This window comes from SAR324 cluster bacterium (assembly GCA_015232315.1).
Taxonomy (GTDB): Bacteria; SAR324; SAR324; order SAR324; family NAC60-12; genus JADFZZ01.
In genome coordinates this window covers 225,614-249,455 of record JADFZZ010000001.1, presented here as the reverse complement: position 1 = coordinate 249,455, position 23,842 = coordinate 225,614, and the positions used below count along the sequence as shown (strand labels likewise).

Below are 23,842 nucleotides of genomic sequence, written 5' to 3'. Positions count from 1 at the left end.
TCTCCATGCAAAAGCGGATCTCTTCAGCAAATTTCATTCACATTGCGAAAAGTTCCAACTATTTTTCATAGACCTCATGTTTGGGACGCCCCGCGAGAACCTGCGTGGTTCCCCAATTTGTGACTTTTTTGAATTGCTCCGATGCGATGAAGGTATTGAACGCGTCACGGGATGTCCATTCCGAAACAATCAGATAACTCTGACTTTCATCAATATCTTTGTAAAGACGTGTCTCCTGATGTCCTTCAGTTTCTCGCATCTTTTCCACAACCTGACGAAAGGCGTTTTCAAAAATGGTTTCTTTGCCGGAAAGGACTTTGTAATTCATGCCAACGGTGATCATAAGGTTCCTGTAAATTATTGGTAGAAATAATGGGACTGGGGCGACCGGCCGGTCGCCCCTACTTTTCAGGGATGAGCAGTGAAGCCAGGATTTCTTCATTGTGTTCTCCTAGTCGGGGAGCAGGAGAAGGCGGACATTGCCCTAATGAAAACGGGGACCCCAGGATTCCATTTTCCATCACAGAGTTTCTGTCACGTTGAAGATTCTTTGCGGCTTCATCCGGGCGAATCACCGGATACACCGGGAGATCCGCTGAAAACAGTTTTTGTGTCCATTCTTCAAGCGTCTTTTTTGCGATACGTTGCCTGATTTGTCTGCGAAGGGGCCATGCTAACACCCCCCTTGCCGGCAAAGGAACAGCGAGAAACGCATTGAGATTGAGCTCTTTGCAAAGAATCTTCCAGAATTTTTCTTCGTCCACAATGCCAATGCTGAGATAATGCCCGTCTTTAGTGCGATACAAATTATAATGCGGCAGAATGTGAAGTCGAAGGCGTTCCAGTTCCTTGATGAACGAACTGTGTTGAATTTTCTGTTCCAGATGCTCAAGGGAGTTTTTCAGAGAGGGCGATGACAACAAGGGACGAAGCCGATGCAATACGCCTTTTTTCTGTGAATCCAGCCAGTTTTCAGCGGACGCTATTCCCTGCTTTGCGGAAGCGTTTTGAGGGTGAAGTCCTTGATACCAGATCCAGACCCATGAAAAAATGGTGTCGGTCATGGCAATGTCAATGATCCGGCCAATGAATTCCTTTTCCCGGGCGTAGAGTGCCGCAAGAATGGCGGATACGGCTGACATTGAAGAAGACAAATCGGCCATAGGAATGGCAACAGGTTGAGGTATGCCAGACGCATCACGTTGCATGTGGCACATCCCGGAAAAAGCCTGAAAATTCAGATCATGACCCGGTGTTTCAGACAGGGGCCCGGTTTGTCCGTAGCCGCTGATGGAGCAATAGATCAGTCTTGGATTTATTTCCAGCAACGCAGAACCATTCAATCCGAATTTCTGCATCACACCGGGGCGAAAACCTTCCACCACCACATCCATCCTTGACACAAGTGAGCAGAGAATTTCACGATCTTCAGGCCGGTTCAAATCCACAGTCATGCTTTTTTTGCCCCGATTGACCATTTCAAAAAATGGCGGCAATGCCCTGGCCCCATCTCCACGGGGAGGCTCAACCTTGATCACTTCGGCTCCCAGACATGCCAGCAAAAATGTGGCATACGGCCCTGGAAGATTCTGGGTGAAATCAAGCACCCTGACGCCTCTGAGAGGCAAGGTGGATTGTGATTTTTGTGAGGTTTGTGTCATAGGTGTCCTGTCAGGTTGAGATAAGAATCCTTTGTGTGGTGACAAAATGGCGAGATGACCTCGCTTACCACCTGGCGTTTGAATAATTGACTAAAATATTCTGATCTCGGGTAAGCAGAATATTTTTGTCAAGAGCCGCATTAGCTGTAATCATACGGTCAAAAGGATCACGCGTCCACGTGACTTGAAGTGCTTGACCAATAACAGCATTGAAAGTTTTGTCACACACCTTAAGTCCCAATCTTGTAGTCAGATCAGAAACGATGGTATTGGAGTCATCAGTGATACGTTTGATTTCGTACAAATATTGTAATTCCAAACGAACAACGGTTGAAATATAAATTTCATGTTCATTGATAAGTTCTTTGGCCTGTTCGCTTAATTGTTCAGTGAGTCCCGCATACAGCCACACCACCACATGTGTATCAATGTAAATCAAGATTCACCTCATCTTCCCAACTAATATTGACCAGATCATTCGGATTTCCCTGAATGACATGAGGTCTTGAAACCAGGTTTTGAAGTTTTTCTGTCGTTCCAATAGGCACAATCCTCAGTTTCCTTCCACCTTTATTCACTTCAATGGGCACTCCTGTGCTGAGTACTTCATCCAGTAAATGATAAATATTACTCCGCAATTCTGTTGGTGTGACAGTTTTCATAATTCCTCCGGTTCTGGAACGTACATCATATTTTTCAAGATACGTACACAATAGAAGTGAATATAATTTGAGTCAAGAGTGGTTCATTGTCAAAATCTGAAAAATGATCTCAAAAGCATTACCTTTGCAGTACTACCCAAACGAGACCACTGCCGGGGTTTCAGATGATATGGAAAAATATCTCTGCCAATCATGGAGAGGAAAGAGGAAAATTGCTGATCTCAGCCTGAATCTGTTCCAGTTCCTGTTCTGTCCAGCCTGAACGATCCCAGTCCATGCCAAAGACGGTCTGAAACGAATCACACAGTTTGTCGCACAGCAATTCTGTGGTCGCTCCATGCAACACATTTTCTGATTCCAGCGATGTGATTTCCTGAGACAGTTTATTGGGGTCCGCCTTGAGAAACAGATGGCTCAGCGGTTCGATCTGACTGTTCAGGGGAATGGTGCCATGCTGTAAAAACGCGGTTGTGGTTTGCCGCTGGGCACTGCCCACAATCTTTTTGCCGTTGATCAGCAATTCAAAGGCAGAGGGCATTTCAAAACAAACGGCGGATCTTGCCAAATCCCGTGTAGAATGCGGCTGGATTTCCAGAGACAAACCCAACGATTGAAAAAAATTAAACAGACCTTGTGAAATGGTGCGGTACGTCTGCAGGATTCCCCCTCCCAGCATCGGATCTTTGACACTGCCGATGACAGAATAGGTAATGTCCTGCCCATGCAACACCGCCTGTCCACCTGTGACCCGACGGATCACGGCGACATTGTGTTGTGCGCACCAGTCCCAGTTCAGGGATGAATGAATTTTCTGGTTTTTGCCGATAGAAAGCGTGGGCTGGTTCCAGAAATAAATCCGGAATACCGGCAAAGAGTCGGCGGTTTGCTGATTGAGCAGAACTTGATCTGCCGCCATGTTGAACGCTGGCGGCATCGGCGGATCGATGATCAGTCGCCATCGGGTTTTCATGGGTCCCTCAGGATATTAAAAAAATCGCCAAAACGCTGTGTCATCAATTCATACGGATTTTCAGGCGCGCTGTAATCCTCAAGATTGGTGACAGGTCCATACAGCGAACTGAATCCTTTTCCCCCCTGAACCAGTTTGTCCAGCGTTTCGTTGAACTGACGGTTGAATTCAGAAGGTTCCATTCCTGTTGGATCTTTGGCAATGACCGCTTCGACCGGAAACAGAATATCAAACCGCTCCGCAAGCATGGCATGCAATATTTGTTTCAGCCAGGTTGCGGCCTGTTCCGCTGTCCAATGATCGAGACGCAGTAACTTTCGGGCAGGTTTATCTTCTCCGGAGATGATCCAGGCTTCACTGCTGTCTGACCCGGAGGAAATGGAACCCGTTGCCCGTAATAACGCCGCACTTAGAAAGACCCTCAGCCAGTGTTTTGATTTGATATTGCCGGCAGTGAAATGACACAGCACACTTCCGGAAAGAGAGGCCAACCACTCGGTTTGTCCGTGGATCTCCACCTGAAGCGTCTGCTCTCCCCGTTTCATGGTTGTTTTGAATGCCGGCTGAAACCGATGCTGACTGATGGCTTCAGTCACAAAGGATTCTCGCACGGTTCCAAAGAAAACCTTGTGCGGTGTCGTGACCTCCAAATGTTTGGTCACGGTTTTGAATTTGTCAAACCATTGGTTCAGAATATCGAGATGTTTCTTTTTCCAATTTTGTTGAAACAAACCTGAAGGAAACTGCCCCTGTAATTCCAGATAACGCACTTGCTGTTGATACCATGCGTCGAGAGACGAATGAAGACCAGCGGGACTCATGCCATATTCCAGTGTACGGTTCAAAAGCTGCCATTCCTGAAGGTGGTCCACCCCAAAGGGTTCATGGGTTGCTTCGACCGATGACAGATCCTCTTCATCAAACAGGCCCAACTGCCGTCGAGCCGCGGATTGCAGTGGACATTCCAGAAATTGTCGGATTTGTGACAACGAAATCACGATTTTTTCCGGCAGTTCTTTTTCGTTCGTTGGCCTCAACCGCTCTTTGCCTCCGGTCAATTGCCAGTACCATTTTTCCCATTGATCCTTGAGTACAGGGGCTGATGACGGGCTGTTTTCAGTCCTGATCTGAAGTTGCTCGCGCCAATGCCGGGCATAAGCCTGAAGTCGGGCATAATGGTCAAAACTGTGGAGAGCTGTTTCAGATGGTTGTGGCTTCAATTCTGGAAAATAGCGGGAATCATAATTTTTAAGCGGATGCACCTGTTGCTGAAATCGTCCTGCCAGATATTCCGTATCGAGAATGCCAATCAAAGACTGAACCACGGAAGACGGATTGAGAGGATCATCGGTTTTGTCATTGCGTGAAATGTAGCTGAGATACAACTTTTTTCTGGTTGAAACCATAATTTCCAGAAACATGTACTTGTCTTTCTCCGCATTGGACACATCGCCGATTTCCCGGTCTCGGTAGGCTTTGCCCCTGACAGGATTGTGCAGAAGCCGCCGGGCCTGCCGCAAGTCCAGATTGTCCTTTTGATCCAGCGCGGGAAACTGGCCTTCTCCCAGTCCCAGAATAAAGACCACATCAAACGGAATGGGCCGCATGGGCAAAAACGAGGAAATTGTCACCCCTTCTGCCAGATAACGTCCACGGTGCATGGAAACTTCATCCTGAGACTGTTTGAAAAACTCATACACCACAGAAAAGCCAACAGCAGACTTTCCCAGAACTTCAAATTCACGCATTTCCAACAGGCTGTTGGCGATACGTGAATATTCATCCTGTTCCGTGTCATTGAGCGGTGCGAAATAGGTGGTGAACAGCGTGTGCAGGTATTTCCCCCACAGATCTCCTGTCATTTGCCAGTTTCGCATGGACCGGGTGTCAGCGATCAGCGACCTGATGAGGGTCATGAACCATTGAGCCTGCGTGTCATGTTGTGCTTCAATGGTCAAGGGCACACAGGACCGGTTCCGCAATTCAAACAGTTTTGGATCGTCAGGAGAAACACTGAGAAACATGCCCAGATTCAAGCGGTTCAATCCCTGTTCCCAGTTATACAAATCATCCTTGAGGTGTTGAAATCCACGTTCCCGATTATCGGTTTCACTGATTCCATAAAAAATCCCCAGTTTTTCAGCCCAGTCGAGCCACAGTTCGAGATCGATCTCCGGATCGTCAGGATGCTTGAGAAAGTTGGGATTTCCAAGCAGTTCAAACATATCTTTCCTGGTATAGTCGGTCAAACAGAGTCCAAACAGTTTTAACGCGCCATCCAGCAACCTGCCGGCACGCAGATTGACACCATCAATCAGGTTGTAGGGGAGACGATGGATCGCTTGGAAGACGATTTCGACATCGGTCTGGTAGCGTTCCATATCAGGAATAATGACCGCAATCTGATTCATCCGGAGATCCTCATGGCTTTGAAGCAGTTTCCAGATTTCATTGGTCACAATTTCCACTTCACGACGAACATTGGGACAGGCCATCACCACCAGGCTGTCATCTTGAGGCAATTGCAAAGGGGCAGGTTTGCGGGGTTCTCTGGTGAGAATATCAAATTGAATCTGACTCAGAATCGTGTGCCGCAGATGCAGTGGATTATGGAACACAGGATAAAATTCCCACTGGCCCCATTCATTGAGCAGACGGATGTTTTCCCGTCCGGGCCGACCCCAGGCCTTGAGAAACTGATTATCTTCCTCGTGCTGAAACAATTCTCCAGCCTGACTGTCTTCATCGGAAATCGGCGTATGATATCTGGTGAGCACCTTGTCATAATATTCCGGACTCTGCCGGAGAATTTTTTTGGCGGCAATCCGGGATTCCCATTCTGATTCAAGATCTTCCCAAAACTCCATACAGGGGTTGAGGGTGTAAACCGACACCTCATAGTAATCTTCAAGTTTTGTTGACAGAATGTCATGATAAAAACGGGAAATGTAGGACAAACCAAAAATATGCAGGCTCTTTTTCGATTGAACAGGGGAGGCCAGCGGCAGATAGCGTACAATCTGGGGTAAGGTCCAATATGTCCTGGATAGCTCACCATCTCTGTTGTTGAGAACCTGTTCATTGAACTTTTCCACCAGACCATTCTCGCCAAACAATCCCAACCACAACGCTTTTTGCCAACGTTCCGTGGTCAATGCCGGTTCATTGAAACAGGTGCGGCCCGCTTTCCATTCAGCCAGCATGTCCCAGCGGAGATATTCATATTGCTGGAACAGGTTGGACAGTTTGGCGGCAAGCTGAAAAATACGAACTTCCAACGCATGAGACTGCAACTGTTCATGACTGAAAATGTAGTCCTTCAGCGGAGTCCAGACAGGGTCACTGTCATTGAGTTTTTCATGAAGAAGACTGACCAGCAGCAGTTGAATGGACCCGGGATGCAGGAGGGTGATGTTTTTTTTCTGACTGGAGGGAACAATCGCGGAGAGAATTGCCTTTTCAAGCGGCACATAGCTCAGATTGGCGGCAATACCGTTCAACGAAGCGATTTGTAGAGAAAGCCACTGTTGCAGGCTGAAATTGGGAACAACAATGATGCCGGTGTCAAACGGATCTTCATCCGCGAGATTTTCAGCCAGCATACCAGCCATGATGGTCAGGTCATTCGAATAATAGAGTTTAGGCAAATCACACCTTGCTGTTCAATGATCTATTGTGGAACCTTTGATACATGTGGATAGTTTGTAATTTTTGAGTCTACCGTCATTAGTGAGCAATGATGGATTCTGGCCGTTGCAACAATCAATTGATCTGCTGGATCGCGATGAAATGGTTGAGGCAGTCTTGTCGAATCAATAATAATTTCTGGTGTTAAATCCAGTAAACAGATGTACGGATAACTGACAGCTTTTTCTGTCCATTCCGCCACATCACAGGGCAATTCCAGACGTTGATATTCAACTAATTTGGCAATTTCCCAACAGGAAATGATACTGATCCCCAGTCCCTGAGATTCATTCTGTTGAAGATAATTCCTGTAGACATCAGGAAGATTACGATCACCGTGGACCCACCAAATCCAGATATGAGTATCCAAAACAATCACTTCAACGCCTCCCAGTCCTCTTTAGCAACAGGTTCAGTTGGCTCGATGTATTTCACTGGAGTACCACGTAGTACATAAGATTTGTTTGAATTATTTTTCATAGGTAGAGGAGCTTTGATAATGAGAACTTCAACCGTTTCTCCCTCATGAAATGGTAAATTGGTCAGAACCAGTGAACTGTTTTGATCCACTTGAGTTTCTATCCGATAAGCCTCCATATTCCCTCAAGACTAAAGATCATTATTTTGTTCAGAGTGCATGAAAGAGCCATCAACATGACTCTTGATCATGCTTTTATTAAAGTCTCACTACAACAAATAACCCTTCTGATTCAGATAGTCCAGAATCTGCTGAGCGGCCTCTTCCTGGGAATATTTCCCGGTGTCAAGTGGGATCTCGGCATTCAGTGGCTCTTCATAGGGTGCTGAAATTCCGGTGAATTCTGGAATCTGACCGGCTCTGGCTTTTTTGTAAAGTCCTTTGGGATCCCGCGCTTCACAAACATCGAGCGATGGATTGAGCCAGACTTCAATGAATTGTCCCTCGTTCATGATGTTCCGGACTTTGTCACGGTCAGCACGATAGGGTGAAATGAAGGCGGTCAACACGATCAATCCCGCGTCATTGAACAGTTTGGCAACTTCGCCGCTTCGACGAATGTTTTCATTGCGGTCTGCGGGAGAAAAGCCCAGATCCACATTCAACCCATGACGCAGATTGTCACCATCCAGAACATAGGAGGGTTTTCCCAGCTCAAACAGACGGTGCTGAACCAAATGGGCTAACGTGGATTTACCCGATCCGGACAATCCGGTGAACCAGAGGGTGCATGATTTTTGTTTGTATTGCTCTTCTCGCATATCCCGGGTGACAGCACCATGATGCCACACAATATTCTGACTTTTTGGTTGATTGCTCATGTATTTCTCCTGAAGCAACAGATCATGAAATGGACCATGATTCCACTATGGAGTTGAAGAATTCACAGTCAGGGAAGTGACAAACGATGCATGCTGAAGGGGAGCACATATCCGCTGGTCACAGGCATGGAAACTCAAGGTTCCTGAAATATTATATTCTCCGACAGGGGCATCAGACTTTAATCGCAACGCCTGGCTTAGTAAAAAAGGTTTTTCATGCAGAGCCACCTCCATTTCCAGAACCAGATCCTGTTTCTTTTCCGCGGGGCTTTCCGTCAAAACGCCCACAGGTACCAGAAAAGCAGGCAGACTCAGTGTCAGTGTCGTCGGATCTGGTCCGCCGTCAGGCTGTGGAAGAATGGAGTAAACATGCCAGCCTGTTGCCGGAAAAACCTGTATCTGTAAATGAACATCCGTTCCCGGAGTGACAACGAAGGGATTGAATTCCGCATACAGGGTGACATGGGACGTGGCTTGAGCCGTTTCCCAGGCAAACGGTTGTGCATGAAGTCCGCAAGACCATAAAACCAGCAGACAAAGTTCCGCAAAAATTGTCTGCTGTGAAAAACGGTTCCGCATGGATTATCCCTGAGCCGCCTGGTTGAACAATGGATTCAGAATTTTAATGGTGGCAGATTCACGAAGCTGCTGGATTCTTTTTTCCACAATGCTGTTCTGTGAACTTTCAAACAGACGTTGTCGCAGTTCCAGTTTTTTGGCAGTGGCATCGCCCGCTTCCAGTTGTCGTTGTTTAAACCGGAGCAGATGCATTTGTTTCTGAGTGTTTCTGCTCAGTCCATAGCGACTGGCCTGGCTCAAGTCGAAAGCGGTTTTCTTGAATTCCGTGTTTGAGCCCACACCTGGCAGATTGTTCGATTTGATATTGAGCGAAACACTTTCAATTTTAAATGAGTAACGCTGAGCGATATCTTCCAGTGAGGTTCCTTCCCGCAATTGTGTGAGCGACTCCTGAGCTTTGTCCCAGGCCTGTTGTTCGGCTTTAGCGTTCCGGATTTTTTCCTCCACTGCCACTTTCACCTCAGCCAGCGGCCGAATCTCAGGCTCTTTGAGTTCAACCAGTTTATAAACGACATGCCCAACCACAGGATTTCGTTTCCATGTTCCCAAATCGTCGGCGCTCTTGTGGCGCAATGTTGAAACCAAGGGTTTGGCAGATCCCAATCCCGGAATGACAGTATCTTCTGAAAACCATTCGGTGGTGACAATGGTCTGCTGAAACTCCTTAGCGATCTCATCCAGTTCCTTGAGGGTTGTCATTCGTGTTTCAAGATTTTCAAGCGCTCTATCCAATAATTTTTCAGCACGTTTGCTTTTGAGCAGATCCGCGATTTCATCTTTCACATCGTCCAGAGACGCGATGATTTCAGGTCGTTTTTCGTCAACTTGGATCAGATGATAACCAAAAGGAGATTCCACCAGGGGGCTCACTTCGCCTGGATTGAGCGCAAATGCGGCTTTTTCAAATTCCGGCACCATTTCTCCGACTTTGAACCAACCCAGATCACCGCCTTTGTCTTTGGTTCCGTCTTCGGAATAAATTCTGGCCAGTCCCTCAAAAGACTCTCCTTTGAGAATGCGTGCCCGGAGAGATTCCAGGAATTGTTTTTTTTCTGTTTTTTGCGCATCATTGGCTTCCGCTTCAATTTTCAACAGAATGTGTCTGGCTTTCACTTCTGCCTGTTGCGTGTAATCTGTTTTGTTTTTTTCGTAATAGCGTTCAATTTCACGATCCTTCACAGCTTCAGGAATGAACGCATCCAGCTTCAATGGAATATACGCGATTTTAAACTGGCGCGGAGTTTTATATTCCAGCTTCGAATCTTCATAAGTTTTATTGAGTTCCTCTTCCGTCCACTGAACCTGTGACACAAATGGATCTGTGGTGAAAGCGATAAAGTCCACAGCCATTTTTTCCTGATCCATGCGGTATTCCAGATCAACCTCTGCGGCACTGGCGACAATACCTTCGCCCAGAATGTTTCGGATTTTCTGAAGCAGCAGGTCTTTCCGTTGAAGTTTTTCATAATCATCAATGGTCAAACGGTTCTGTTTGAGAATGGTCTGGTAGGTTTCAAAATCAAAATGCCCGTTCTTTTGAAAGTAGGGCTGTTCGGTGATATATTCCTTGAGTTCCTTGTCTGTGGTAAAAATTCCCAGATTTTTAGCTTCGTCTATCAGCAACTGTTGATTGATCAACTGATCCAGCACACGTTGTTTGAGATTGAACTGCTGGGCGAACTGTTCTGCCTGTTCACCAAGATTGGCCTGCAAAGACTGAAGCTGATTCTGATAGGCCCGTTGATAGTCTTTCATCAGAATTTCTGTATGGTTGACCGTTGCGATCACTTCTTTTTTGTCACCTGAAATTGCGCCAATTCCGAATGAAATCACGAACGTTATGGCAATGAAGCCCAGCAATGCCTTAAAAAAAATGCTTTCTGAATATGAACGTAACTGTTGAATCATAGTTTCTCCCAAACAACCAATAAACATGCAAAGAACCGGAAACCCATTCTCCCGCTTGACAGCAGTGCTTTCCCTTACTAAGGTCAGCAACGGATTTTCATCAAGAAGGGAACCTTAGAGAAAACCTTTTAAAATCTCAAGCATTTGTCCAGCAGACAGATGCAAAATTGTTTTATCCTCTGACAGGAGCGTCATGCAATGGCCTAAACTGGAGTCAAAATGGCTCATGTTCAGTTCGATGGGACTGGAACTGGGATTGTCGGTAGTGGTGGGATGTGTGGTTGGGCAATATCTGGATAGAGTTTTTGGAACCACGCCCTGGCTCTTTTTACTGTTTGTTCTCTTTGGCGTCTTTGCCGGTTACCGGAGCATCTACCGCCTGCTTCGCAAATTGCAGAACACGGTAGCCTCCGAGGAACACGAAAAACAGGAACCTTCACCATAGAGGCGTTGCATGCGACGTCTCTATAAACAACACGCCTGCACCGTCCCGTCACACGTCAATTGGTTAACAGATAACCCAGCGATTCCAATCTTTTTTTAACCTTATTATAATCACTCCGTTCAATGGCGATGTGGAAATTCTCAACTTTCAAAATGTGTTTTTTAAGAATTGCGTCTGTCGCCAGCAAATGAATCAGATCCCGATCCTGTTCCAGTTCAAAGACCAGCAAATCTTTTTTATGGGTTAGCGGATTGATGCGGGCGAGTGTCTGTTTAAAAAAGTTTTTCCAGATTTCAGGTGGTTTTCCTTCGATATGAGTGTGGAACAGATCAATCTTTTCCTGAACATCTTTTTTGGTCACACAGCCTTTCAGAAAGGATTCATGATCAACCTTGAAATGATTCAAGGCAATGGGTTTTGCCATTTTTTCAAGAATCAGGCGTTTGACGGGATCATTGCCATCCAGCCCGCAGATCAGGCGATTTTCATCAAGAAGCACCTTTGTCTGAGCCACCGCCATGACCGGAGCACTGTAACTTGAAGTTTTGCCTGTAAGAAAGGCACCCAGATCCGTCAACCGCACATAGCGCAATCCATCAAACACACTGAGATAACCCAGTTGACGCTCCTGCACCACGTCATTTTTGGGGAAATCATAAGCGATGTCCACCAATCCCAGACAGGCGTACAGGAACATGGACCCGGCAATCAAAGGCTGTTTGATGGTATATTCAAGATTATCACGCATGATATACTTTTTGTGTTCATACGTGCTCTGTTCACCAGAGATATAATGCAGATAGCGTGTCGCATGATAAGGATCCAATACGTTCAGGATGGGAACCGACCTTAAATTCGCGTAATCCTTCAGATTTTCCAAAGATACCCATTGCCCCTGTGGCAAGGCGGAAAGCAGTCTTTGCACCAGAATTGGAGCAAGATTGAATTCTTCGTAATAAATATGAGAAAGATAAGTCGAACGCCCCTTGAGATGAAACAACAAACCATTCAGATGAGAGTAGGTGTTTTTTACCTGATAATTTTCAAAAACCTGTTGAAGGAGTTTTAACGGATCGGATTGCGGCTTGATCTTGATGCAGGCCAGCAGATTGGTGAGCATTTCCGTTCGCAGGGAATTCAGATTCTGTTCCTCAAAAAATTCAGGAACCTGCATCAATTTCTGAAATTCCTTGAGAGACGCTTTCAGAATTTTGCCATTATTGGAAAGTTTGAGTTGGCCCTGCTGGATATAGGCCCATAACACAGGCAACTCCTGAAGGATCAGACCCCGGTTTTCGTGAATCCTGCATTCCGGAATCTTGGCCTCTGGATGCAAATCATAACCGTCGGGCGTGGGCAAGAATTGTTTCAGATATTCTCCCAGTTCCGGATTGAAATACAGGTTGTAAATGTAGGGTGGTTTTTCAGTATTTCTGTTGCTGAGGTAACTGTACTGAACTTCATAAGAAAAAAACAGATACTCTGGTTTCAGATACATATGGTGTTCATTAGAGTAGCGATCCGCAGTTTGCCAAATCTGGATTTTGAGTGTTTGTGCCAGCATGTCCTGATGACAGAATCTTTTATACCAGATCGTCCAGATAAAAATTTGTCGTACCGCCTCCGGCAGGTTCTGCCATAATGCGTCAAACATTTTTTTTTCTGAATACACCGCCAGCAGCATCCTGGTGAGATGGTCCTTGTTAGGATACTTCAAGGGGACAGGACAACCATGTTTTCTGAACAATTCGGGAAAACGGTCAATAAGCTTCCTGATCCATTTCTCATAAAGAATAGAGAGAATGGCCTTGGTGTAGCTTGAGGAAATCATTGCATAGAGCTGGTTTTCCGGTTTTTGCTGTGTTGGTTTCGCCATGCCCTGTAACTCACTGACCTTGTCTATGATGACACCCTCTGTAGTTTTATCCACAATGATGCCCATATCACTGAGTTTTTTAAATATTTTATTCAGATCCGCCATAAGATTCCTTAACTGAGAATGAAATTAATATCTTCTTCATTCAATGATTTAATAGACGCACTGTCACTGGAAATGATGTTTTCAAACAGTTCCCGTTTCTTTTCCTGAAGTTGAAGGATTTTTTCTTCGATGGAACCACGGGTGATGAGTTTGTAGCTGAACACTGTTTTATCCTGTCCAATGCGATGACTGCGGTCTATGGCCTGATTTTCAGCGGCCAGATTCCACCAGGGATCAAAAATGAAGATGGTATCCGCTTTCGTGAGATTCAACCCCAAACCGCCGGTTTTGAGAGTCATGAGAAAAACCTGGCAGTCGGGATCATTCTGAAACCGTTCCACCAGAGCACCTCTGTCCTGGGTTGCTCCAGTCATGACCAGATACTGGATTCCGGCCTGCTGAAGATCTTCGCCGACATGCTCGAGGATTGAAAGGAAATTGCCGAAAACGAGCACCTTGTGTCGGTTGGCGGTGGATTCCATGATTTGTTCCAGCAACAATTCCCGTTTGGGGGAGACAATCGCTCCATCACTTTGGGCTTCAGGAATGGATGCGATCTGACGCAATTCGGTCAGTGCCTGGAAGATAAAAAATTGTGATTTGTTGATTCCGTTCACCGCGATCTGTTGTTTCAGCGAATCCTGATAAAACACACGCCGTTGGTGATACAGCCGTTTTTGTTCGTCAGACATATCCACATACAACACCTGCTCAATCTTGTCCGGAAGTTCTTTGAGCACATCTTTTTTGAGACGTCTTAAAATAAAGGGATAAATTTTTGTTTTAAGCTCATGAATCGCCTGTTTATCATTGTTTTGCTGAATCGGAGCAATGTAATACCGGTTGAATTCATCAGCGGAATTGAACATGGCAGGATTGAGAAACCGAAACAGGGAATACAGTTCACCCAAATTATTTTCAACAGGAGTACCGCTCAGGGCCAGACGGTGTTGAGCCTTCAACAGCAGAACAGCCTTGGAAATCTGGGACTGAATGTTTTTGATATTCTGTGATTCATCGAGAACTACATAATAAAACTGTTCCTCGCAAAACTGTTCAATTTGATTGCGTAGCATGGCATAGGTGGTGAGAATCAGATTGTGCTCTTTGGCTTTGGCCATATCCCGATCATTGCCATAAAACACATAACACGTGATATTCGGCGTAAATTTTTCGATTTCCTTTTGCCAGTTGAACAGCAGACTTTTAGGCATTACCAGCAAGGAGGGCATTTTTTCTTTGGGATACACGCCAGCCAGCATGGTCAGAGTCTGGATTGTTTTTCCCAGACCCATATCATCCGCAAGACATCCTCCCAGATTGTTTTTTCGCAAATATTCAAGCCACTTGTACCCTTGTTGCTGATAGGGGCGCAAGGTAGCCTTGACGGTTGGCAGTTTGATTTTTTGATCCTTCAATTCATTGAATCCCCTGAAAATTTCACGGGATTGTGGAAAGGTTGCCTGAGCCGCTTTTTCATCAATCAATTCTTCAATCGCGGGAAGATCAAAGAATGAAACTTTGACCTGATCCTGCTGTTTTTTAAACAGACGTTCCAGCTTTTCGATATACCCCTGGTTGATCAGGGCATGGGTGCCGTCGGTCAACGGAATATAGGATTTTTTTCGATAAAGGCTGATGGCCTCAAACAAGGAAAAGCTCTGCCCTTCAATCTCGAGGGTGGCCTCGCCTTCCAGAAAATCAATGCCATGTGCCAATGCCAGACTCAAACGAGGCGTGACCGCACGTACCTTGTAATCTTTCAGTTTTTCAGAACCGAGCAGTGAGTAGCGACCAATGAGATTGGGCAAATCCAGATAGATAAATTCCTGAGCCAGTGTTTTCTGAATGATGAACAGATTCTCTTCCAGGTAAAAATCCGCATTGTCTGTCTTCAGTTGGCGCTTTCGCTTGTTCAACAGACTGTTGATTTCGCGCAAGGCATCCACTGAGCTTTCCTCGACCAGGGGACATATTTGAATCACACGTTCCATTTCATTGAGTGTCACCAACCGATTGATTTCATACTCCTCAAAGAAATCGGCATCCAGACCTTCCACGGTCGTACTGACTCGCAGATAGAGATTTTGTTCATGGTCTATTTTCTCAAACACGAGAGCGGCCTGAGCCAGACGGGTGGGACCTTCTACACACTGGTAATCCTGATAACGAATCGGAATGTCTGCAAAGTGGGAATAAAACAGGGACAGAAAATTTTCCAGTTCATTGGCCTGAAACGCAGATTCAAACATCGCAAGATCAGCAAACCGTTCTCCCGCGGATGGAATTTCATAAACAGTGGTGCCCGAAAGAACCAGAGAATCTGTCAAAAAGCGTACCTCAGGAGATTCCCCCTCGCCAAGAAGCAGTCGCAATTTTCCACTGAGCTTTTTTTTGGCATTCTCCTCAACAGCCATAAGCAATTTGGCGGCATGGCTTGAAAAACTGATCAATTGTCCGGAATCGGTGAGAACTTTGGGATGAAGACGCAGTTTCATAATCAGGGATTCATGAGAGGCCAGATAGACTCGTGAATTGTCAGAATCCCAATCAATCTGAAATTCCTGCCTCAGTTGAATATCCGCTATCAGACGAAGTATGTCCCGGGTGATTCCGCTGTAACTTCGATAATCCGGATCGACCTCTTTTCCCTGCGAGTTGATGACAGACAGGTAGGCTCCTGTCTGATCAAAGTTGATCTGAAAACCAATGTTGTCTTCTGTTGTGGCCGCTTGAGCGCTGAAACCTTTTCGTTTGAATTTTGTTAAAGAATCCATGTCTGATATCTTCGCTGTTTGTGTGATTACAATGAATGGAATGACAATATTTCACTAGCACAGGTGCGTTTCAATGCAGAGTCATCTTATGGCAGATTAGGAAAAATTGCGCCGGACAGTCGTAACAAAATGAGAATGACCCCTAATCCGCCAAGAAATTTCCAGACCTGGGCATTCATGCTTTCATGGAGCCGCATCATGGTTTTGTTGACATCATCCAACTGCTGACGCACCTGCTCAAAACGTTTATCCACCTGCTCAAAACGTTTATCTACCTGCTCAAAACGTCTATCCACCTGTTCAAAACGTTTATCCACCTGCTCAAAACGTTTATCCACCTGCTCAAAACGTTTTGATACATCCTGCTTGAATTCCCGAATTTCCCGGCCAAGTTCTGATGTCTGAACTTCAAGTGCCGCCAAACTGGCTTCAGGAGCTTCCTTGAATTTTCGCCATTGCTGTTGAAGGTCCTGCACATCCAGTTGGTTCAACTGCATGACGTTTTTGACAAAGTCCTCCACTTCTTTTTTATCTTCAACACTCAATCCCATAGCGACTCCATTCAGATGATTGTGGATGTTTTTTATAGAACTATCGACTTTGAAAAAATAGGCCAGAAAAAATCAGGATGGGCATGAAGGAAAGACAGGATTCTGATGAATCCTCATAAAGTCAGGATTGTGATGGACACTTATGGGGTTAAAGACAAAATAGGGAATGATTAATTTTCTGCAAATTCCATCCATTCCAGCGCCGGCCATGGTCACCGTTTCGCCAATAGCGCATTCATGTTTTGAGGGCTACCAGGTTAACCCGATACAGATGGTCGTAAAATTTTAGTCAAAATCGTACGTCCCGTCTGACCTTGCAGGGGTTCTCTAATTCATTGAATTTACAAAGTGTATCGGCTTTCGTTGATAGCCTTAAACATCCGCACATCAAACTGACTCCGACATTGCCATTATCACTCCTAAAGTTTTAATGAGAGCTTCCCGTATCACTGTATCGATTCGCATATAAATCTACTATTTTACGAATCATTTTTTGATAAGGAATCCCAACTTCCTGTGCTTTTTTTTTGAAGAATTTTACACTGGATTTGTTGAGGTTGATTGTCACTTTTATCGTCTCTTCCTTAAACACAAGATCGACAGGGGGTGGCAGAAAATCCTCAACAACCTCAAACTCCATTGGTTCATCCACGTATTTTATTTTGCTGTTCATAAGTACTTCTCCCTTTTCGCCAATATCCTGCGCCAATAATCCTTATTTTATGATCTCGGTAAGTGAATCTGACTGTTACAATTTCTTCTTTTACCTTTCCAAAACAATAAAATCGTTTCTCAATTTGGCTATGTTTGAGATCTTTTGCAACTATACGATTGGGATCTGCAAAAGCATATTGAGCATCGTAAAATGAGATGCCATGCTTTTCCTTGTTGATTTTATTGTTATCCTCATCCCATTCAAATTCCACTTTGCATCATCCTGATAATTAACCATATTTATATATGTAACCCAAGTTGTGACCTACGGTGCCATATTGACCAAAGGGAGAAATCACTGCTCAAATCGTGGTCAAGATTCCGCATATTCATTGGGGATGACACAAAATCTGGGTGAAATGCCCTTAGGAACGACAAAAGAATAACTGCCCAAAGTTTTTTAACACACAGCCCTTGCCCAGGTCTGTAGAGACCTGCGAATCGCGCATCTCTACGCATGCCCGGCAGGAAATGATTTTTTGAAAAGTTATGGAAGTTATTTTTCGAAAGTTCCTCAACGAGAGTTTTTTTCAGATCGGTCACAACTTGGGTTATATGTATCATTAGCCATATGTTAAGCAATCTTTTAATCAATTTTCTCTGAAAGGTGCTCATAAAATCAGGATTGTGATGGACTCTTATGGGGTTAAAGACAAAATAGGGAATGATTAATTTTCTGCAAATTCCATCCATGCCAGCGCCGGCCATGGTCACCGTTTCGCCAATAGCGCATTCATGTTTTGAGTACTTCCGCCTTACTTCAAATTTAGCTAATCCTCTAAATTTATGAAATTTTTTACTTCTAAAATTGGTTTTTACCCAGACACTGGTAATTTCATTTTGTTGACTGTTGCAGGTCAACCTAAATTTTCTGATTACCAGCATTATCCACAAATACAATGAAGGAAGACTGGTCGATATTAACACGGTAAAGCAAGTCATTCAGCCGCTTCAATCTTCCTGATTTCAAAGCTCTCAATCAGGATTTCCACTGGAAAATTCAAATTCACAGGGAAGAGGCTGAAGAAAATTGACGGCGTTAATCTGGGAGTAACGCTTTGGAGATTTGAAACCAGAAATCTGTTCATGCATTGGTTTTACCTTGTTTGCTGTGAATAATGGATAGAGTATTACTTTCACACAGATATATGTGGATCCGGAGTTAAGTCTGTGCCATTTCGACGATAGGAGAAATCTTAAGGCCTTGAGCGTTGAAAGATCTCTCCTGAAGTCGAGATGACACTGAACGAAGCTGATATTAATGAATAAATTATAACACCGGATTCGCATGTATATATAGGAAAACCAGAGAATTGGAGATTAAGATGATTGCATTAAGGGAAATAATTGATTTGGAAAATTTGAGAGGAATTATAAACATTCCTAAAGATTTTCACTATTCAAAGGTTGAATTAGTAGTATTACCGGTTGAAGAAAACCAACCATCTCAAACTGTTTCAAAACAGTTTGATCCAGAAAAATTCTATGGAGTCACTCACTTCGACAAAATTGATGAGAAAATTCTGGAGATGCGTGAAGAGTGGGAGAGAGAATGAGTTACTTGTTTGACAGCAACATCCTTATTTAGTCGCTGTCGCGAAACTGTGTTTTTGTGTCATGCCGGGCACCTTTCAAAATCAGTCAAAAAGTACTTTACAGTTTGCCTGTGTCATCCCGACAGAGCGAGGTACGAGCGACGAGGGATCTTCAAGCGTGGCGAACCGGATCTCTCCTTCGTCGAGATGACAAACTGTCAACCGGAATTTGAAAGGTCCCAAGTTATTTTTCGAATGTTCCTTAACAAGAGTTTTTTTCAGATTAGAAAACATAGACCAGAAAAAATCAGGATGGGCATGGAGGAAAGACAGAATCAGAATGAATCCTCATAAAGTCAGGATTATGGAATATACGTAGGGGTGGATCATATTTTCGGCCACAAATTGTAGGGGCGAACCTGTGTGTTCGCCCTGATCCGGGCAGACAGGTCTGCCCCTACGGAACAAAACCCAAACCAGGTGATAAATCAAAGACTGTTTTCTGACATACTGTCGAAAATGTGACCAACCCCTAATAGTGCATAAACAAAAAGCGGCAACTTCCAAACTCAGGAAATTGCCGCTTCAAAAATCATGTAGAATCAGAAATTGATCGAAAACTTACTGGACGATCATGTTATTTTGTTGTCCTGTATCACCACGTTGCATTCGTGTATCCAGTTTTTTGCTCAACAGATGGAACATTCTGTCACCAGAACCTTCCAAACTCATACTGGTAACGGTATAAGTATATCGATACTTATCCCACCATCCAAACGCTCCACAATTACCGACATCAGCACCACGGTTCCATGTAAAACCATCCATTTGGTTGGACATTCCACCAAAATCGCTCACGCTGTCCAAGTTGGTTGCTAATGCAGAATCCGCTCCGGCATATCCGCTATCCAGTTCGCACTGATCACGTACCTGTCCAGGATTACCCCAACCTTGTGGAGGAACCAAAACCTCTACGACACTATTGCTGAAGCTTTTCTCCATCCGCTCTTCCAGATTTCCTGATTTCAAAGCTACTTCTAGATAGTTGATTGGATTTACATAGGTTCCCCAGTTGCTGTCATCTACGCCCAATGCTTCAAAAATCGCGTTCATTTCACTCAAGTGACCTTCCCCTGTCATGACAAAGGGATGATGATTCGTGAACAATCCAGCGGGAGCACTATAGCTACCAACAGATCCTGTAGGACTTACTTTGGGATGACAACTTTTAATAGGTGTTGCTGAGTTGGCTCCACATGTTGATGCTAAAGGCACCAAACCATCACCATAGCCAGCACCGCCGTAACTATTGGCGATAATCCAGTCAAGTCGCAGAATGCCGACGTTAGGCATCATGTTTCCATTTCCAGCAATATGCAGAATCGGGGTTCGTCCAAAACTTGATTGAGAACCTGTATTTGCCGCTCGAGCTACAGTTGGTACTAAGTCTGAACCAGCACCAGCCTTCATTTCATTATAAGTCAGTCCTGCCTGATTACATTCATATTGTGGGAACAGTGCCTGTACCAAAAACATCACGAGTTTATCCGTTTGACTTGGACCATTACATGCGGCAACAACAAGATTAATGACGGTATTGGCAAACTCTGTTCCGCCAGTTGCTGAAGAAACTTCAACGGCCATTGTTGTCTTATCCCAGACACCAGCCAATTTAGGGTAGGAACCAGCGACTAGTTTTTCCTGATTGGCTTCATAAATCAATCTGTCAAAAACAAGTCCACCAGTAGAGTGTGTCATGAACATACAGCCATTGGTACACAATGCATAAGCCGGATTATTACATTTCTTGACATTGCTTAATCCAAACTCTGAAACAGTCTCTGTCGCACCCGGACAATACGCATCAAAATTTTTCACATCATTTGCGGTGTAAGTACCATTCATCATACGTTTAATACGGGTATGCAGTCCTGGATTACCCTTACCATCATAGTTATCTTCCATTTGACTTGTTTGTGGACCACTTCTCAGAATTCGGTGCCCGGTATCCCAATGCAAATAACCCACTTTACTGACTTTGCCCTGAGCTTCAAAAGCAGTGGCATACTTTGAAAAGTACCATTTTGCATAAGCCGGTTGACTGGATGTGTCAATTCCAGAAACAGAACTTAATAATCCCTGAACACTGGTTCCAAACAGTCCAAGCATACTGTTTAATGGCGACATTAATGTGTAAAAACTATCGGTGTTCATGAACCCGTTACTAAACCCTTCTACAAAGATAATATCAGGTTTGACTGAATCAGCCAAACGAAGTGAGGAATCTTCTGAAGTCAGAGCTTTGTCAAAGTTGATTGTCTGATCCTGTTGAGGAACATCTGCGACATTGAGCTGTTCCTGCTCCTGAGGTGGTTGGCATGCGGTCATGAATCCCAAGGCAATACCTGCTATAATGATTTTTTTGATTATTACTCTCATTGTGCCCTCCAGAGAAAAATTTGGATTTATAGACGATCCCCATAACCGTCTTTCGTAAGAAAAATAATCTTTTAATTATTAATTAGTGTTTAATTGCTATTTGTGCAACCTGATTGTCGTGAAAATATTTACACCAAACACTTTAACAATTCCCTCTCAATTTATTTTAATATTTTTTGATATATATCAGTGTATTATGGTGCAGTGTTAAGTGTTCCAGATTTCATCCAATCTGACAATTGGAGAAAGTTGTGTCGTAAAAAGTCCTAATGGAACCCACTTTGGAATCGCACAGAAATAACTTACCCATTTGCCTCCAACCAGCCAAAGCACAGCTATGGAGAAGACTATTTATAGTTGGGAATGTTATTGATGAGCCATTCCTTTAAAACAAAAAGCGGTTTCTAATACTATGATCAGAAACCGCATTCGAACTCAATGGCCTGATTGATTCATTTATTGAACCTGCATATTGTTTTGTTGTCCCGTATCACCCCGTTGCATGCGAGCGTCCAGTTTTTTACTCAACAGGTGGAACATTCTGTCGCCATCCCCTTCAAGGCTCATTTGGGTAATGGAATAATACCAATCCGTTTTATTTCCACCACAATCCCAAAAATCATAGCGAGTATTGGTTCCTCTCCAGGTGATGTCATCAACCTGATTGGACATGCCGCCATAATTACTGGATGTATCCAAATTTGTATGCAGTGCTGTATCCGCACCAGCGTATCCGGTTTCATACCAACATTGTGTTCTCATTACCTCTGGATTTCCCCAGCCTTGAGGCGGAACCAGAACTTCTACTACACTATTGCTGAAACTCTGTTCCATTTTTTGCTCCAAATTACCGGATTTCAAAGCTACTTCTACATAGTTGATTGGATTCACATAAGTTCCCCAGTTACTATCATCCACACCCAAAGCTTCGAAAATTGCGTTCATTTCGCTCAAATGGCCTTCTCCAGTCATGATAAAGGGATGATGGTTTGTATACAATCCAGCAGGAGCGCTATAGGTTCCAATTGTACCAGTAGGGCTCACTTTAGGATGACAACTCTTGATAGGTGTTGCCGTATTAGCACCACAGGTAGAAGCTAAAGGAACCAATCCATCTCCATAGCCTGCACCGCCATAACTGTTAGAAATAATCCAATCCAGTCTCAAAATCCCCACATCTGGCATCATGTTTCCATTTCCCGCAATATGAAGAATTGGTGTTCGTCCAAAGCTGGCTTTTGTTCCATTAGTCGCATCACGAGCAATCGCAGGCATCAAGTCTCTACCTGCACCAGCCCTTTGGCTGTTGGTTTCTAACCCTCCTGACACACAAGAATATTCCGGGAACAAGGCTCCTACAAGAAAGTTAACCAATTGATCCGTTTGGGTGCCGCCACTACACATAGTAACCACTAGGTTGATGACTGTGTTCGAAAACTCGGTTCCTCCACCGGCTGAAGAAATTTCAATGGCCATGGTGGTTTTATCCCACACACCTGCCAGTTTAGGGTAGGTTCCCGGATATAGCTTCTCCTGATTAGCTTCATAAACTAACCGATCGAAAACCAGACCTCCTGTGGAGTGTGTCATGAAAATACAACCATTAGCACAAAGTTTATAGGCGGCATTGTTACATTTTTTAACATTTGATATGCCAAATTCTGTAACTGTTTCAGTTGCTCCAGGACAATATGCATCAAAATTTTTCACATCATTTGCCGTATAAGTCCCATTCATCATGCGCTGAATCCGGGTGTGTAATCCAGGCGCCCCAGCTCCATTATAGTTATCCTCCATTTGGCTTATTAATCCATCTCTTAAAATTCTATAACCCGTATCCCAATGGAGATAACCCACTTTATTGACCTTTCCTTGGGCCAGGAATGCGTCAGCATATTTTGAGAAATACCACTTCGCATAACCTGGCTGACTGGATAAATCGATTCCAGCAACAGAACTCACAATTTCCTCAACACTGGTTCCAAAGAGTCCTAGCATACTGTTCAAGGGAGACATTAATGTATAAAAACTGTTGGTATTCATAAAACCATTGCTGAATCCTTCCACAAAAATCAGGTCTGGATTGACAGACAATCGCTCACTGGAATCTGCTACACTGATTGACTTATCAAAACTGAGAGACTGTCCCTGCTGATTATCAGCGCTAACATTCAATTGATTCTCTTCCTGGGTTGGTTGGCATGCGGTCATTACGCCTAATGCCAAACAGGATATCATTATTTTTTTTATGACTTTTTTCATTGGGCCCTCCCCACAAATGATTGTTATTAAATTCAGATGATCCCCAAAAACCATCTGTAAGTAAAATAATATTTTGATTAAAGCGTATTACATTCTCCAATTAGTGCAACGTCGAGGTCGTTAAATTCCCATTCCACAAAAATTTCTTCAGAAAACGCCAGTCGAGTAGATTTTATATTTTTAAATAATATCATATTGTTAGCTAATGATCTTATGAAATATTTTATTTTAATAATCTTAAATCATTCCAAGAGGGGAATGTCGTAAGTTGTCCTCAAATTACAATCATTTTTCTTGATCATGTTATGTAGAAAAACAGGCATGTGGGATAAGGAAGGAAGGTTGGTTGTCGTTTCCAAGACAACCAACCAT

General features: G+C 44.1%; 20 protein-coding genes. 2 read left to right on the top strand and 18 right to left on the bottom strand.

Annotated features, from left to right (window positions below; all coding sequences use genetic code 11):
* Positions 1-58: 58 nt before the first annotated feature.
* From HQM11_01020 to HQM11_00970, 11 genes are all read right to left on the bottom strand, one after another.
* A complete protein-coding gene (locus HQM11_01020; protein ID MBF0349579.1) occupies positions 59-343 on the bottom strand; it encodes an antibiotic biosynthesis monooxygenase in 285 nt (94 codons plus the stop codon).
* Between the two features lie 58 nt (positions 344-401).
* On the bottom strand, positions 402-1,661 hold the full coding sequence (locus HQM11_01015) for a CoA transferase (GenBank protein ID MBF0349578.1): 1,260 nt from the start codon (positions 1,659-1,661) through the stop codon (positions 402-404).
* Between the two features lie 64 nt (positions 1,662-1,725).
* Positions 1,726-2,100 carry a PIN domain-containing protein gene (locus HQM11_01010; GenBank protein MBF0349577.1) on the bottom strand — a complete coding sequence of 125 codons (375 nt, stop codon included), beginning with the start codon at positions 2,098-2,100 and terminating at the stop codon, positions 1,726-1,728.
* Positions 2,087-2,323: a type II toxin-antitoxin system Phd/YefM family antitoxin gene (locus tag HQM11_01005; GenBank protein MBF0349576.1), complete on the bottom strand. Its 237-nt coding sequence runs from the start codon at positions 2,321-2,323 to the stop codon at positions 2,087-2,089. The genes HQM11_01010 and HQM11_01005 overlap by 14 nt, the downstream gene beginning before the upstream one ends.
* A 190-nt stretch (positions 2,324-2,513) precedes the next feature.
* The gene (locus tag HQM11_01000; protein ID MBF0349575.1) at positions 2,514-3,293 is read right to left on the bottom strand and encodes a lipoate--protein ligase family protein; all 780 of its coding nucleotides are present in this window, start codon (positions 3,291-3,293) and stop codon (positions 2,514-2,516) included.
* The gene (locus HQM11_00995; protein MBF0349574.1) at positions 3,290-6,940 is read right to left on the bottom strand and encodes an exodeoxyribonuclease V subunit gamma; all 3,651 of its coding nucleotides are present in this window, start codon (positions 6,938-6,940) and stop codon (positions 3,290-3,292) included. Before HQM11_00995 ends, HQM11_01000 begins: the two co-directional genes overlap by 4 nt.
* A 23-nt stretch (positions 6,941-6,963) precedes the next feature.
* Entirely contained in the window at positions 6,964-7,359 is a 396-nt protein-coding gene (locus HQM11_00990) for a type II toxin-antitoxin system VapC family toxin (GenBank protein ID MBF0349573.1), read from the bottom strand.
* Complete coding sequence (locus tag HQM11_00985) at positions 7,356-7,577, bottom strand: hypothetical protein (GenBank protein ID MBF0349572.1); 222 nt, start codon at positions 7,575-7,577, stop codon at positions 7,356-7,358. The genes HQM11_00990 and HQM11_00985 overlap by 4 nt, the downstream gene beginning before the upstream one ends.
* Before the next feature lie 90 nt (positions 7,578-7,667).
* On the bottom strand, positions 7,668-8,279 hold the full coding sequence (gene cysC / locus HQM11_00980) for an adenylyl-sulfate kinase (protein MBF0349571.1): 612 nt from the start codon (positions 8,277-8,279) through the stop codon (positions 7,668-7,670).
* A 45-nt stretch (positions 8,280-8,324) separates the two neighbouring features.
* Positions 8,325-8,858 (bottom strand): hypothetical protein, encoded by a 534-nt coding sequence (locus HQM11_00975; GenBank protein ID MBF0349570.1) that lies wholly within the window; start codon positions 8,856-8,858, stop codon positions 8,325-8,327.
* A 3-nt stretch (positions 8,859-8,861) separates the two neighbouring features.
* Complete coding sequence (locus HQM11_00970; protein ID MBF0349569.1) at positions 8,862-10,766, bottom strand: SurA N-terminal domain-containing protein; 1,905 nt, start codon at positions 10,764-10,766, stop codon at positions 8,862-8,864.
* 193 nt (positions 10,767-10,959) lie between these two features.
* On the opposite strand from HQM11_00970, the gene HQM11_00965 reads away from it, so the two are divergent.
* Positions 10,960-11,211, top strand: a complete 252-nt coding sequence (locus HQM11_00965; protein ID MBF0349568.1) for an AtpZ/AtpI family protein — start codon at positions 10,960-10,962, stop codon at positions 11,209-11,211.
* 55 nt (positions 11,212-11,266) lie between these two features.
* Here HQM11_00965 and HQM11_00960 read toward each other — a convergent pair whose 3' ends face one another.
* The 5 genes from HQM11_00960 to HQM11_00940 form a co-directional block, all read right to left on the bottom strand.
* Positions 11,267-13,192: a hypothetical protein gene (locus HQM11_00960; protein ID MBF0349567.1), complete on the bottom strand. Its 1,926-nt coding sequence runs from the start codon at positions 13,190-13,192 to the stop codon at positions 11,267-11,269.
* A gap of 8 nt (positions 13,193-13,200) precedes the next feature.
* Positions 13,201-15,969 (bottom strand): DEAD/DEAH box helicase, encoded by a 2,769-nt coding sequence (locus tag HQM11_00955; GenBank protein MBF0349566.1) that lies wholly within the window; start codon positions 15,967-15,969, stop codon positions 13,201-13,203.
* An 86-nt stretch (positions 15,970-16,055) separates the two neighbouring features.
* Positions 16,056-16,520: a hypothetical protein gene (locus HQM11_00950; GenBank protein ID MBF0349565.1), complete on the bottom strand. Its 465-nt coding sequence runs from the start codon at positions 16,518-16,520 to the stop codon at positions 16,056-16,058.
* A 427-nt stretch (positions 16,521-16,947) separates the two neighbouring features.
* Positions 16,948-17,193: a CopG family transcriptional regulator gene (locus tag HQM11_00945; protein ID MBF0349564.1), complete on the bottom strand. Its 246-nt coding sequence runs from the start codon at positions 17,191-17,193 to the stop codon at positions 16,948-16,950.
* Positions 17,165-17,446, bottom strand: coding sequence for a BrnT family toxin (locus HQM11_00940; protein ID MBF0349563.1), 282 nt, complete (start codon positions 17,444-17,446; stop codon positions 17,165-17,167). Before HQM11_00940 ends, HQM11_00945 begins: the two co-directional genes overlap by 29 nt.
* Before the next feature lie 1,113 nt (positions 17,447-18,559).
* Here HQM11_00940 and HQM11_00935 point away from each other — a divergent pair.
* Positions 18,560-18,790 (top strand): hypothetical protein, encoded by a 231-nt coding sequence (locus tag HQM11_00935; GenBank protein ID MBF0349562.1) that lies wholly within the window; start codon positions 18,560-18,562, stop codon positions 18,788-18,790.
* 600 nt (positions 18,791-19,390) lie between these two features.
* On the opposite strand, the gene HQM11_00930 is transcribed toward HQM11_00935, so the two are convergent.
* Positions 19,391-21,208, bottom strand: coding sequence for a hypothetical protein (locus HQM11_00930; protein MBF0349561.1), 1,818 nt, complete (start codon positions 21,206-21,208; stop codon positions 19,391-19,393).
* 456 nt (positions 21,209-21,664) lie between these two features.
* Complete coding sequence (locus HQM11_00925; GenBank protein ID MBF0349560.1) at positions 21,665-23,470, bottom strand: hypothetical protein; 1,806 nt, start codon at positions 23,468-23,470, stop codon at positions 21,665-21,667.
* Positions 23,471-23,842: the final 372 nt, after the last annotated feature.

Bases quoted from the DNA above. Each gene is read 5' to 3' on its own strand.
- HQM11_00945 (MBF0349564.1), bottom strand. From the start codon at position 17,193: ATGAACAGCAAAATAAAATACGTGGATGAACCAATGGAGTTTGAGGTT.
- HQM11_01000 (MBF0349575.1), bottom strand. From the start codon at position 3,293: ATGAAAACCCGATGGCGACTGATCATCGATCCGCCGATGCCGCCAGCG.
- HQM11_00935 (MBF0349562.1), top strand. From the start codon at position 18,560: ATGATTGCATTAAGGGAAATAATTGATTTGGAAAATTTGAGAGGAATT.
- HQM11_01020 (MBF0349579.1), bottom strand. From the start codon at position 343: ATGATCACCGTTGGCATGAATTACAAAGTCCTTTCCGGCAAAGAAACC.
- HQM11_00950 (MBF0349565.1), bottom strand. From the start codon at position 16,520: ATGGGATTGAGTGTTGAAGATAAAAAAGAAGTGGAGGACTTTGTCAAA.
- HQM11_01015 (MBF0349578.1), bottom strand. From the start codon at position 1,661: ATGACACAAACCTCACAAAAATCACAATCCACCTTGCCTCTCAGAGGC.
- HQM11_00985 (MBF0349572.1), bottom strand. From the start codon at position 7,577: ATGGAGGCTTATCGGATAGAAACTCAAGTGGATCAAAACAGTTCACTG.
- HQM11_00960 (MBF0349567.1), bottom strand. From the start codon at position 13,192: ATGGCGGATCTGAATAAAATATTTAAAAAACTCAGTGATATGGGCATC.
- HQM11_00930 (MBF0349561.1), bottom strand. From the start codon at position 21,208: ATGAGAGTAATAATCAAAAAAATCATTATAGCAGGTATTGCCTTGGGA.
- HQM11_00925 (MBF0349560.1), bottom strand. From the start codon at position 23,470: ATGAAAAAAGTCATAAAAAAAATAATGATATCCTGTTTGGCATTAGGC.
- cysC (MBF0349571.1), bottom strand. From the start codon at position 8,279: ATGAGCAATCAACCAAAAAGTCAGAATATTGTGTGGCATCATGGTGCT.
- HQM11_00975 (MBF0349570.1), bottom strand. From the start codon at position 8,858: ATGCGGAACCGTTTTTCACAGCAGACAATTTTTGCGGAACTTTGTCTG.
- HQM11_00965 (MBF0349568.1), top strand. From the start codon at position 10,960: ATGCAATGGCCTAAACTGGAGTCAAAATGGCTCATGTTCAGTTCGATG.
- HQM11_01005 (MBF0349576.1), bottom strand. From the start codon at position 2,323: ATGAAAACTGTCACACCAACAGAATTGCGGAGTAATATTTATCATTTA.
- HQM11_00970 (MBF0349569.1), bottom strand. From the start codon at position 10,766: ATGATTCAACAGTTACGTTCATATTCAGAAAGCATTTTTTTTAAGGCA.
- HQM11_00955 (MBF0349566.1), bottom strand. From the start codon at position 15,969: ATGGATTCTTTAACAAAATTCAAACGAAAAGGTTTCAGCGCTCAAGCG.